At 74.2% G+C, this 11,788-nt stretch carries 10 protein-coding genes; 4 read left to right on the forward strand and 6 right to left on the reverse strand.

What is annotated here, in order from left to right:
* Positions 1–254 precede the first annotated feature (254 nt).
* Positions 255–491, reverse strand: coding sequence for a hypothetical protein (locus IEY73_RS23710; protein WP_189081512.1), 237 nt, complete (start codon positions 489–491; stop codon positions 255–257).
* The gene (locus IEY73_RS23715; protein WP_229716089.1) at positions 488–2,539 is read right to left on the reverse strand and encodes a S9 family peptidase; all 2,052 of its coding nucleotides are present in this window, start codon (positions 2,537–2,539) and stop codon (positions 488–490) included. Before IEY73_RS23715 ends, IEY73_RS23710 begins: the two co-directional genes overlap by 4 nt.
* Before the next feature lie 345 nt (positions 2,540–2,884).
* Here IEY73_RS23715 and IEY73_RS23720 point away from each other — a divergent pair, with 345 nt between their 5' ends.
* Positions 2,885–3,892 (forward strand): aldo/keto reductase, encoded by a 1,008-nt coding sequence (locus IEY73_RS23720; protein WP_189081514.1) that lies wholly within the window; start codon positions 2,885–2,887, stop codon positions 3,890–3,892.
* Positions 3,893–3,914: 22 nt separating this feature from the next.
* Here IEY73_RS23720 and IEY73_RS23725 read toward each other — a convergent pair whose 3' ends face one another.
* On the reverse strand, positions 3,915–5,624 hold the full coding sequence (locus IEY73_RS23725) for an ABC transporter ATP-binding protein (RefSeq protein WP_189081515.1): 1,710 nt from the start codon (positions 5,622–5,624) through the stop codon (positions 3,915–3,917).
* Entirely contained in the window at positions 5,621–7,294 is a 1,674-nt protein-coding gene (locus IEY73_RS23730; protein ID WP_306661530.1) for an ABC transporter transmembrane domain-containing protein, read from the reverse strand. The genes IEY73_RS23725 and IEY73_RS23730 overlap by 4 nt, the downstream gene beginning before the upstream one ends.
* 57 nt (positions 7,295–7,351) lie before the next feature.
* Here IEY73_RS23730 and folP point away from each other — a divergent pair, with 57 nt between their 5' ends.
* Positions 7,352–8,206 carry a dihydropteroate synthase gene (gene folP, locus IEY73_RS23735; RefSeq protein ID WP_189081516.1) on the forward strand — a complete coding sequence of 285 codons (855 nt, stop codon included), beginning with the start codon at positions 7,352–7,354 and terminating at the stop codon, positions 8,204–8,206.
* A gap of 140 nt (positions 8,207–8,346) precedes the next feature.
* Here folP and IEY73_RS23740 read toward each other — a convergent pair whose 3' ends face one another.
* Positions 8,347–8,838 carry a MerR family transcriptional regulator gene (locus IEY73_RS23740; RefSeq protein WP_373292863.1) on the reverse strand — a complete coding sequence of 164 codons (492 nt, stop codon included), beginning with the start codon at positions 8,836–8,838 and terminating at the stop codon, positions 8,347–8,349.
* On the reverse strand, positions 8,835–10,340 hold the full coding sequence (locus tag IEY73_RS23745) for a SulP family inorganic anion transporter (RefSeq protein WP_189081517.1): 1,506 nt from the start codon (positions 10,338–10,340) through the stop codon (positions 8,835–8,837). The genes IEY73_RS23740 and IEY73_RS23745 overlap by 4 nt, the downstream gene beginning before the upstream one ends.
* Positions 10,341–10,462: 122 nt before the next feature.
* Between IEY73_RS23745 and IEY73_RS23750 the strand changes: the two genes are divergently transcribed.
* A complete protein-coding gene (locus IEY73_RS23750) occupies positions 10,463–11,395 on the forward strand; it encodes an NADP-dependent oxidoreductase (protein ID WP_189081518.1) in 933 nt (310 codons plus the stop codon).
* Positions 11,396–11,477: 82 nt separating this feature from the next.
* Positions 11,478–11,747 carry a flagellar biosynthetic protein FliQ gene (locus IEY73_RS23755; protein WP_189081519.1) on the forward strand — a complete coding sequence of 90 codons (270 nt, stop codon included), beginning with the start codon at positions 11,478–11,480 and terminating at the stop codon, positions 11,745–11,747.
* Positions 11,748–11,788: the final 41 nt, after the last annotated feature.

Below are 11,788 nucleotides of genomic sequence, written 5' to 3' on the forward strand. Positions count from 1 at the left end.
GCGCCGTCCCGCGCCCTCCCGCGCCGCGCCGTCCCGCGCCACGCCGCGCCACGCCACCCCGCGCCGCGCGCCGTCCCGCGCCCCGCCGTCCCGCGCCGCGCCACGCCACCCCGCGCGCCGATCTTGAGGATTGTGTGCCAGGCTTGACCGCTTATATCCGGCTTATCCGACCGAGAAGTCCAAGATCGATCCGCCCGCTGCGGACCGCGGGGCTCTTTGGGCGGTTGTATCGGATATTTCCGACCGGTACAGGGTCAAGATCGGCGGCCACCCGCGACGCGCGACCACGGGAGGCGACGGGCGGCGACGGCCACCCGGGACGACTGCGCCACCCGGGACGACTGGGCCACCCGGGACGACTGCGCCACCCGGGACGACTGCGCCACCCGGGACGACTGGGCCACCCGGGACGACTGCGCCACCCGGGACGACTGCGCCACCCGGGACGACTGCGCCGCGGGCGGCGACTGCCCTGTTGACGAGGGTGTCACAGGCCCAGCGCCTCGCGCAGGAACCGCGCCTCGTAGGTCAGCACCGCCTCCGCGGTCTCCGGCCGCGCGATCATGTGGCTCGCGTCGTGCAGCGGCAGCACCGTGTGCGGCCGGCCCGCCTCCAGCAGCGCCTGGCTCAGGCGCATCGTGTGCACCGGCAGCACGTTGTCGTCCAGCATGCCGTGGATCAGCAACAGCGGGCGGCGCAGGTTCGGGGCGTCGGCGATCAGGGTGTTCCGCTCGTACGTCTGCGGGTCCTCGTCCGGGTCGCCCAGGTATCGCTCCTGCCAGTGGCTGCTGTAGAGCCGGGCGATGGTGACCGGCGCGCCCGCGGCAGCCGCGTGGAACACGTCCGGGCGGCGCAGCACCGCCAGCGCGGCCAGCGTGCCACCGGCCGACCAGCCGCGTATCGCGACGCGGCCCAGGTCCATCTCCGGATGCCGTTCGGCGACCGCGTGCAGCGCCTCCACCTGATCGGCCAGCACCGCGTCGGCGCGGTCCCGGTGCACCGTGCGTTCCCAGCGCGGACCCCGGCCGGGCACCCCGCGCCCGTCCGCGATCACCACCGCGAAGCCCTGGTCGGCGAACCACTGCGACACGTGGTAGGCCGCCCGGGAGGCGACCACCCGCCGGACGGCCGTTCCCGCGTACGGGTCGAGCAGCACCGGCAGCGGCCCGGAGCCCGGGTTGTGTCCGGCCGGGAAGAGCACCGCAGTGGGCAGCTCGCTGCGGCCCGCGCGGATCAACCGCACGACCGGGGACACGTCCGGCGCCGCGCTGTCGTCGTGCAGCGTGCCGGTGCCGCCACCGCCGGACGGGCGCACGGCGACCGCGGAGCCGTCCAGTGTGGACGAGGTCACCACCAGTGTGCCGCCACGCAGGATGCCGCCGTGCATGCCGGGTTCCGTGGTCTGCCGGACCAGGCCGTCCGCCGCGTTCCACGTCCACAGATGCGTCTGGGTGGGTTCGTCCGAGGCCGCGATCAGCGCGGTGCCGCCGTCCACCCCGAGCAACCGGAACACCTCCAGGCCGGGCGGGGTGACCGGCTCCCCGTCCACGGTCAGGCGGCGGGTGTCGCCGTCGTCGACCGTCCACAGCAGAGCGCCGTCGGCGGTGTGCGCGGGGAAGCCGGGGACGATGGTCGTCCACGCGTGGTCGGTGTCCTCGCGCAGCACCGACGACGCGCCGCTCTCCGGGTCGACGGCGAGCAGGCGCATCGTGCGCTGCGGGCGGTCCTGGGTGACCGCGAACAGCCCGGTGTCGTCCCACAGCACGTCGACGAGGTATTCGGCAGCGCGCAGGTCCGCCTCCACCCGGCCGTCCGGACCGGCGATGAACAACGAGACGCGGGCGTTGGGCGTGCCGGCATACGGGTAGCGCAGCGTGCGCGGCACCGCATCCGGGCGGGCCGGGTCGGTCAGGTGCCAGGTCGGCACCCCCGCGTTGTCGACGCGGGCGACGGCCAGCCGGTCGCCGTCCGGCGCCCACCAGAAGCCGCGGTCGCGGGACATCGACTCGGCCGCCTCGTGCTCGGCCAGCCCCCAGGTGACGTCGGGGCCGTCCGGTTCGGCCACGGCACGGTCGCCGGCACCGTCCGCGCCGATCACCCGCAGGGCGCCCGCGGACACGTACGCGATCCGGCCGCCGTCCGGGCTGAACCGCGGATCGCTCGCCGGTGCGGCGGCGCCGAGCCGGGTGAACCCGTCGGCGAGCAGGAAGAGGTGGCCGGACAGGACGAAGGCGGCACGGCGCGCGTCCGCGTCGGTGACGAACGCGGAGATGCCGGCCGAATGGTCCCGGGACCGTTCCCGGCGCACCCGGTCCACGTCGTCGGTGCCGGCCGGGGGCGCGTCGAACGCCCGCGGGTCGGCCAGCAGTTCCTCCCGGCCGGTCGTGGTGTCGTACGCCCAGAGGCAGCGCACCGGATCCTCCGGCCCGCGGGTGCGCAGGAACAGCACCCGGCACCCGTCTGCGCTGATGACCGGCTGGACCGCTCGGCCAAGGGAGAAGTTCTGGGTGCGCGCCCAGCGCGCGGGAAACGACGCCACGCGGCAAGTCTGGCGCATCGCGCCGCGCCGCGTCGTCCCGTCAGGCGGCGGTGAGGCGCTCGCGCAGTTCCTTGGCGAAGAAGTCCAGGAAGCCGTCCGGGTCCGGCCCGGCGTTCATCAGCGTACTTCGGACCGGTCCCGCCGGCTTCGCCGAAGGTGCGCACCAGGTCGGCCCGCGGCTCGGTGGCGAACAGCCCGGTGCCCTTGGCCGCCGCCAGCTCCGCCGCGTCCCTGCCGCCCGCCGCCACGGCGATGCGCGCAGGCTTCCCGTGCACCGGGCGGCCAAACGCGGCACCGCGCCCGCGTCTTGACCCGGAGCGCGCTCCAGGTCTTAGCGTGGCGGGCATGCAGACAGTCGAACTGGGCCGCACCGGCGAACACGTCAGTCACCTCGCGCTGGGCGCCATGCAGATGGGTAACCGCACCGCCGAGCCGGACGCGGTGCGGATGCTGGACCGTTATCTGGACGCGGGCGGGTCGTTCCTGGACACCGCCGACTGCTACGAGTGGTGGGCGTTCCCGGGCAGCCGCGGCGGCCAGAGCGAGGAGCTTCTCGGGCGATGGATGCGCGGTGGGCGCCGGGACCGGGTGTTCCTGGCCACCAAGGGCGCCGCGATGCCCATCGAGCCGAACGACCTGTGGGGCGCCGACGGCGTGCCGGACTGGGATCTGGCGTGGCGGACGTTCTCCGGCGCCGGGCGCGACTCGCTGCGCCGATCGCTGGAGGGCAGCCTGCGGCGGCTGGGCACCGACCATGTGGACCTCTACTACGTCCACGTGGACGACCGGTCCACGCCCCTGGAGGAGACACTGGAGACGCTGGACGGGTTCGTGCGCGCCGGGACGGTGCGGCACATCGGCTGGTCCAATGTGCACACCTGGCGGCTGGAGCGGATCCTGGGACTGTGCGCGCAGAACGGCTGGACCGCCCCGGTCGCGGTGCAGCAACAGCACTCCTATCTGCGCCCGGCGCCCGGCGCGAACACGTTGAGCATCACCGGCGCCGAGCAGCTCGACCATCTGGCGGCCAATCCGCAGGTCAGCCTGGTCGCGTACTCGCCGCTGCTCAAGGGGATCTACGACGACGCCGCCAAGCGGGACGGGCACGCGGCGATGGCGGACTACGCCGGACCGGACAGCGACGCGCGGCTGGCGGTGCTGACTCAGGTGGCCGCCGAGGTGGGTGCGACGCCCAACCAGACGGTGCTGGCATGGCTGCTGCACCAGGACGCCCCCACGGTGGTGCCGCTGGTCGGCCCGCGCACGCCGGACCAGCTCGACGACGCCCTGGGCGCGCTGGAGGTGAAGCTCACCCCGGACCAGGTGGAGCGCCTGACGGCGGCCGGCGCGTAGCCCCGGACCGCGCCGCCCGCGGTCAGGAGCCGTGCCAGGTGCGCCACAGCGCCGCGTACGGGCCGTCGCGCCGCAGCAGGTCGTCGTGCGCGCCGATCTCCACGATCCGGCCAGCGTCCATCACGGCCACCCGATCGGCGTCGTGGGCGGTCTGCAGCCGGTGCGCGATGGCGATGACCGTGCGGTCGGTCAGCACCGCGCCCAGCGCGCGTTCCGCCGTGCGCGCCGTGCTCGGGTCGAGCAGCGCGGTGGCCTCGTCGAGGATCACGGTGTGCGGGTCGGCCAGCAGCACCCGGGCCAGGGCGAGCTGCTGGGCCTGGCCACCGTCGGGCGGATGCTCCCCCAGGTCGGCGTCCAGGTCGCCGGCCCAGTCCGCGCCCACGGTGGCCAGCGCCTTGCGCAGCTCGCCGTCCGGCGCGGGGGACATCAGGTTCTCCCGCAGCGTCTCCCGGAACACGTGATGCTCCTGGGTGACCAGCACCACCTGCCGCCGCAACGTCTCCGGAGGCAGGTCGCCCACCGGCACGCCGCCGACGGTCACCGTGCCGGCATGCGGGCGGTCGATGCCGGCCAGCAGCCGCCCCAGCGTCGACTTGCCGGCCCCGGACAGGCCCACCAGGGCCAAACGTTCCCCGGGCCGCACCGTCAGGTCGATGCCGTGCAGCACGTCGGGGCCGCCCGGGTACGCGTACCGCGCGCCGCGCACCTCGATGCGGTCGTCGCGCGGCGGCGCCGGGCACGGGCGGCCCGGCGCCGGGACCGCCGCCAGGCCCTCGATGCGGGCGAACGCCGCGGCGCTGCGCTGCACCTGCTCGATCCAGATCAGGATGGTGTCCAGCGGGCCGACCAGTTGCCGCAGGTAGAGCAGGATGGCGCCGAGCGCGCCCAGGGTGATCTCGCCGTGGAAGTAGCGCATCCCGCCGACCAGCAGCACCGCCGCCACCGGCACGCTGTAGGAGAACTCCACCCCCGGGAAGAAGCGGGTGCGCAGGGCGAGGGTGCGCAAGCGGCTGGCACGGTTGACCGCGATGGCCGCGCGACCGGCCGCGAGGCGCCGCTCCTGCAGGCACAACGCCTCCACCGTGCGCGCGCCCGCGGTGGTCGCACCGATCTCCTCGGCCACCGCCGAGTCGGCCGCGCCCTCGCTCAGGTAGGCGTCGCGGGCGCGCCGCAGGTACCACCGCGTGACCACCCCGATGCCACCGAAGCCGAGCAGCGCGACAAGGCCCAGAAGCGGGTCGATCAGCATCACCGCGGCGACGAGGAACGCGATCTGCACCACGCCCATGAAGATCTCCGGGAGGATGTCGCGCAGCGCGGTGGCGACGGTGTCCACATCGGTGGTGCCGCGCGCCGCCAGGTCGCCGGGCGGCACCCGCTCGACCACCGCGGCAGGCATGGCGAGGGCACGATCCAGCAGGCCCTCGCGGATCCGGGCGGCGGCGCGTTCGCCCATCCGATGGCCGAGCCGCACGCCGTGCCGGGCGAACAGCACCTGAGCCGCCGCGCACGCCAGCACCCCGGCGGCGAGCAGGTCGATGCGCCCGGTCTCGCCGGTGCCGCCGGTGACCGTGTCGATGATGCGGCCCAGCAGCCACGGCCCACCCAGGCCGGCGACCGCGGCGAGCGCGTTCAAGCCGATGGTGCCCGCCGCGGAGCGCCGGTCGGCGCGGACCAGGCTCCACGCGGCGCGGCGCACCTGCGCGCGGCCGGCCACCGGCAGCACGCTCACGCCGGCTCCCCCGCCGTCCGGGTGACCAGGTCGCGGTAGCCGGGCTCGTCGGCCAGCAGGCGGCGGTGGGTGCCGGACGCGGCCACCCGGCCGTCGACCAGATAGTGCACCACGTCGGCCCGGTCCAGCAGCACCGGTGACGAGGTGGCCACCAGGGTGGCCCGGCCGGCCCGTGCCTGCGCCAGCCGCTGCGCGATGGCCGCCTCGGTGTGTGCGTCCACCGCGGACGTGGGCTCGGTGGCCAGCAGCACTTCCGGGTCCGCGTACAGCGCGCGGGCCAGCCGCACCCGTTGGCGCTGGCCGCCGGAGAGGTTGCGGCCGTCGCGTTCCACCCCGGCGGACAGGTCGCCGGCGCCGACGTCGCCCGCGGCCGCCGCCCACACCGCCCGCCGAACCGCCGGCTCGTCGGCGTCGGCGCGGCCCGCGATCACCTCGCGCAACGCGCCCGCGAACACGGCGGCGTCGTCGTCGGCCATCAGCACCCGCGGCCGCAGATCATCCGCCGCGACCGCGTCCACCCGGATGCCGCCCCAGGTGGCGTCGGTGGCGCCGAACCGGCTCAGCCGGTCGAGCACCGCCCGCGCGTCCGCCGTGCGGGCGGTGGCCAGCGCGGCCAGCGTGCGCGGCGGCACCGACACGCCGGACTCCGGGTCGTGCAGCGTGGCGGCGGCCGGCGGTCCGCTCACTCCGGACGGGTCCGGCGCGGGCAGCCCCAGGAACGCGGTGACCCGCCGGGCGGCGACCACCCCGCGCATCATCTCCGCGCCGGACTCCACGAGCAGGAACACCGGGACGGTCAGGATCGCCGTGTAGGCGTACACCGCGACCAGCTCGCCGACGGTGATCCCGCCGGCCGCGGCGGACCGGGCGGCCAGCCAGGTCACCACGGCGAGGAAGACCCCGGGCAGGCCGCGGGTGAGCGCACCGAGCCAACTGGTCGCCTCGGCCACCCGGTAACCCTCGTCGCGCAGCCCGGCCGACTCGCGGCGGAACCGGTCGGCGTGCGCCTGCTTGCCACCCAGGCCGCTGAGCACCCGCAGCCCGGCGAGGGTGTCGACGAGCCGGGACGCGAGATCGCCCTGGCGCTCCCGGTAGCGCTGCCCGGTCGCCTGCAGCCGCCGCAGCAGCGGCGTCACGGCGAGGATCACGGTCGGCACGCCGGCCAGCACCACCGCCGCGAGCATCGGCGAGATCCGCCAGACCAGCACGGCCACCACCGCGTACCCGCAGAGGGACCCGACGCCCGGGCCGACCGCCATGAAGGCGCGGCCCACCCGCCAGACGTCGCCGATGCCGATGGTCACCACCTCGCCCGCGGCGACGCTGCGCGGCAGTGCCGCGCCGAGGCGGGTGGCGTGGGCGATGATCAGGTCGGCCACGCGCAGCGCCACCTGCAGACGGATCTTGGTCATGGACCGGTGGCGCATGATGCCGAGCCCGGCGCTGGCCGCGCCGAGGCCGAGCACCGCGCCGGCCCACCACGCCAGGGTGCCCGGCCGGTGCGCGGCCAGGCCACGGTCGATGGCCTGGGACAGCAGGTGCGGCATCACGGTGAGACCGGCCATCCAGGCGCTGCCGAAGAACCCGGCGGTCGCGATCAGCCGCTTCTGCCGAGCCGCGAGCCACCGCAGAAACACCACCGGTCCCCGTACGTCCGCCACGCCCGCCACGCCCGCCATCATGGACCGCCGGTACGCGGTTTTCGACCCGATTGTTAGCGTCGGCACATGCGACGCACCATCGGCGGCCGACCGTACGATTTCGCGCGGCAGATCGCCGTGATGGCCATCGTCAACCGCACCCCTGACTCATTCCACGACCGCGGAGCCACGTTTGCGCTGGACCGGGCGATCTCCGCCGCCCGGTCCGCGGCCGAGGACGGCGCCGACTGGATCGACGTGGGCGGGGTGCCCTTCGCGCCGGGGCCGGAGGTCACGGTCCGCGAGGAGCTGGACCGGGTGCTGCCGGTCGTCGAGGCGGCGCGCGACATGGCGGTGGTGTCCGTGGACACCTACCGTCCGGAGGTGGCGGAGGCGGCGATCGCGGCCGGCGCCGGCGTGATCAACGACACCTCGGGCCTGCGCGACTCCGCCATGGCCGACGTGGTGGCGGGCACCGGCGCCGCCCTGGTGATCACCCACAGCCTGGCCCCGCCGCGCACGCACCATCCGCGCCCGCAATACCGGGACGTGACGGCGGAGGTGGCGGGCTTCCTGCGGGACCGGGCCACGCTCGCCCTGGCGCGCGGGCTACGACCGGAACAGATCATCATCGATCCGGGGCACGACCTGCACAAGAACACCATGCACACGCTGGAGCTGACCCGGCGCCTGAGCGAGATCGCGACGCTGGGCTATCCGATGCTGGCGGCGGTGAGCAACAAGGACTTCATCGGCGAGACGCTGGACCTGCCGCAGCACGAACGCCTGGCGGGCACGCTGGCCGCGGTGGTCTTCTGCGTGATGCGCGGCGCCCGGATCGTGCGCGTGCACGACGTGCGGGCGGCGGTGGACGCGGTCCGGATGACCGAGGCCATGTTGGGGTGGCGAACACCCGCGACGGCACGGCACAACATGGACTGACCCCCCACCCCCACCCCCACCCCCACCCCGGCCGGCACGCGTCGCCCACCGCGTCGCCCACGGCGTCGCCCAACGGCGTCGATCTTGAACTTACTGGTCCGACTAGTACGGAATATCCGGTCGAACTGGACCCGGAAAGTTCAAGATCGACGCGGCCGGCCGGTGGCGGCCCCGGCGGGCGAGCGGGGGCGGGTCATGCGCGCGGACATCTGGTGCTCCAGGCGGCTGACGAACTCCTCCGCCGTCGCCAGTTCGTCGCGCAGCGTCCGGACGCGTTGCAGCGCCGCCGCGTGGAACTCGGCCAGCCGGTCGCGGACCGCGCTCGTCGCGGCGCCGCTCTCCAGGGCGTCCAGGAGATGCAGCACCTCGCGCATCTGGTCCAGGGTGAAGCCGATCGGCTTCATGCGCCGGACCAGCCGCAGCCGGCCGAGGTCGGCCTCGGTGTAGAGGCGGAAGCCGCCGTCACTGCGCGCCGACGGGGTGATCAGCCCCGCCTCCTCGTAGTGCCGCAGCGTGCGGATGCTCAGCCCGGCCCGCCCGGCGGCCTCACCGATCTGCATCATGCGGACACCGTAGTGTCCCGCCGCTCCCGCGGGGAGCGTGCGCGCGACGCCGGCCACCGGCCCGCTCAGTGGCCCGCGTTGAGGTGTCCCGCCAGCGCCCGGTGCATCCTCGCGCTCGGCTCGTTCAGGCCGGAGATCTCCACCGTCTTGCCCCGTGCGGCGTACCGGGTGGTCACCGCGTCCAGCGCGGCCACCGACGAGGCGTCCCAGACATGCGCCGCGGACAGGTCGATGATCACCGTCGCCGGGTCGTTGCGGTAGTCGAACTGGTGCACCAGGTCGTTGCTGGAGGCGAAGAACAGCGATCCGTGCACCGAGTAGACCCGGATGTCGCCGGACGGGTCCAGCACGCTCGTCACGTCGACCAGATGCGCCACCCGGCGGGCGAAGATGACCATGGCCGCCAGCACCCCGAGCACCACGCCCACCGCAAGGTTGTGGGTGGCCAGGGTCGCCGCCACGGTGGTGAGCATGACGATGATCTCCCCGGCGGGCATCCGCCGCAGGGTGGCCGGCGCGACGCTGTGCCAGTCGAACGTGGACACGGACACCACGATCATCACGGCCACCAGGGCGGCCATCGGGATCAGGGCCACCACGTCACCCAGCACCACCACCAGCACCAGCAGGAACGCCCCCGCCAGGAAGGTGGACAGCCGGGTGCGGGCGCCGGACGTGCGTACGTTGATCATGGTCTGGCCGATCATCGCGCAGCCGCCCATGCCGCCGAACAGGCCGGTGACGATGTTCGCCACGCCCTGGCCCCAGGATTCCCGGGTCTTGTTGGACGGCGTGTCGGTGATGTCGTCGACCAGCTTGGCGGTCATCAGCGACTCCATCAGGCCGACCAGGGCGATGCCCAGCGCGTACGGGGCGATGATCTGCAAGGTGTCCAGCGTGAACGGCACGTCCGGCCAGGCCGGCATCGGCAGGCTGTGCGGCAGCTTCCCCTCGTCGCCCACGGTGGGCACCCGGACCTGGGTCAGCACGGCGAAGCCGGTCAGCGCCACGATCGCGATCAGCGGCGCGGGCACGGCGGTGGTCAGCCGCGGCATCAGCACGATGATCGCCAGCGCCACCGCGACCAACGGGTAGACCGCCCACGGGACGCCGAGCAGGTGCGGCAACTGGGCACTGAAGATCAGGATGGCAAGCGCGTTGACGAAGCCGACCATGACGCTGCGCGGGATGAAGCGCATCAGCCGGGCGACGCCGAGCAGCGCCAGCACGATCTGGAAGAGGCCGCCGAGGATCACCGCGGCGACCAGGTAGGCCAGGCCGTGGTCGCGGGCCAGCGGGGCGACCACCAGCGCGATCGCCCCGGTGGCGGCGCTGATCATGGCGGGCCGTCCGCCGCAGAAGGCGATCGTCACGGCCATGGTGAAGGAGGCGAACAGCCCGACGCGCGGGTCCACCCCGGCCAGCACCGAGAACGAGATGGCCTCCGGGATGAGCGCGAGCGCGACCACCAGGCCGGCCAGGACTTCGGTACGCAGCACGCGCGGCGATCGCAGGAAGGAGTTTCCGGACGGAGCGGCGGAGCGCAGCCGGGTCGGCCAGGTGACGGGCATGAGCCGGAACCCTACCCTCACGTAAGGAGAGAGTGTCCCGGTCCGGTGTCCGTTAGTGACCCCGCACACCCCGGGACCTCGCGAGCGTTACCCGGCGGCGACGTGGGGAACCATCGGCAGACATGAGAGCTGTTGTGCTGGACGACTTCGGTGACCCGGACGTGCTGGAGATGCGGGAGGTGCCGGATCCGGCGGTCGGGCCGGACACGGTGCTGATCCGGGTCCGCGCGGCCGGGATCAACCCGGTGGACTGGAAGATCAGGGCGGGCCGGCTACGCGGCGCCTTCCCGCACCACACCCCGCTGATCCCCGGCTGGGATGTGGCCGGCGTGGTGGAGGCGGCCGGTCCCGCGGTGACCCGGTTCACCGTCGGGGACGAGGTGATGGCGTACGCCCGCAAGGACTCGGTGCAGCACGGCACGTACGCGGAACTGGTTGGCGTGACCGAGACGGCGGTGGCGCCCAAGCCGGCCGCCTTGACGTTCGCTCAGGCCGGAGCCCTGCCGCTGGCGGGCCTGACGGCCGCGCAGGCGCTCACCGCGGTGGACGGCGGCCCGGGCGACGTGGTGCTCGTGCACGCCGCGGCGGGCGGCGTCGGCCACCTGGCGGTGCAGATCGCCCGGGCACGCGGCGCCACGCGGGTGATCGGCACGGCGTCGGCGGGCAACCACGACTTCCTGCGGTCGCTGGGCGCCGAGCCGGTCGAGTACGGCGCGGATCTCCCTGCCCGGCTGGAGGAGCTGGTCGGCGGCGACGGCCGGGTGGATGTGGCCCTGGACTTCGTCGGGGGCGAGGCCCTGCAGCAGAGCCCCCGGCTCGTGCGTAACCCGGCGCGGCATGTGTCGGTGGTCGACCCTGCCGTCAAGGAGCAGGGCGGGCGCTACGTCTTCGTGCGCCCGCACGGCGAGCAACTGGCCGAGCTGGGCGAGCTGGCGGCCCGGGGGCGGCTGCGCGTGGAGGTGGCCCGGGAACTGCCGCTGGCCGAGGCGGCGCGGGCACACCGGTTGCAGGAGGAAGGCCACGTGCGCGGCAAACTCGCGCTGCTGCCCGGCTGAGCGGGAGCGCACGAACCGGACCGCAACCGGCGTGCGCCCCGACTGCGCTCCCCCCTGCGCCGCCGGGCCCGAAGTGCAGGGCATGACCGACACGCAGATTGTGGAACTGGCCCTGCAGGCGATGACCGTCGCGGCGAAGATGGCCGCACCGATCCTGCTCACCGCCCTCGCCATCGGATTCGCGATCTCCCTGTTCCAGTCGGTGACGCAGGTGCAGGAGCCGACCCTGTCGTTCGTGCCGAAGGCCATCGGCGTGGGCGTCGCCCTGCTGGTGTCCGGCAACTGGATGCTGCACGAGATGGTGACCTTCACGACGCAGTTGTTCGAGAAGATCCCCACGCTGCTCGGCTGAACCATCCGTAGCGGTCCGCGAACGGGCCGCCGGCGTCACCT

This window comes from Mangrovihabitans endophyticus (assembly GCF_014646155.1).
Taxonomy (GTDB): domain Bacteria; phylum Actinomycetota; class Actinomycetes; order Mycobacteriales; family Micromonosporaceae; genus Actinoplanes; species Actinoplanes endophyticus.

What these genes read in the sequence shown, in the direction of transcription:
- IEY73_RS23745 (WP_189081517.1), bottom strand. Translation starts at nt 10,340, where the DNA reads ATGCCCGTCACCTGGCCGACCCGGCTGCGCTCCGCCGCTCCGTCCGGA.
- IEY73_RS23720 (WP_189081514.1), top strand. Translation starts at nt 2,885, where the DNA reads ATGCAGACAGTCGAACTGGGCCGCACCGGCGAACACGTCAGTCACCTC.
- IEY73_RS23755 (WP_189081519.1), top strand. Translation starts at nt 11,478, where the DNA reads ATGACCGACACGCAGATTGTGGAACTGGCCCTGCAGGCGATGACCGTC.
- folP (WP_189081516.1), top strand. Translation starts at nt 7,352, where the DNA reads ATGCGACGCACCATCGGCGGCCGACCGTACGATTTCGCGCGGCAGATC.
- IEY73_RS23750 (WP_189081518.1), top strand. Translation starts at nt 10,463, where the DNA reads ATGAGAGCTGTTGTGCTGGACGACTTCGGTGACCCGGACGTGCTGGAG.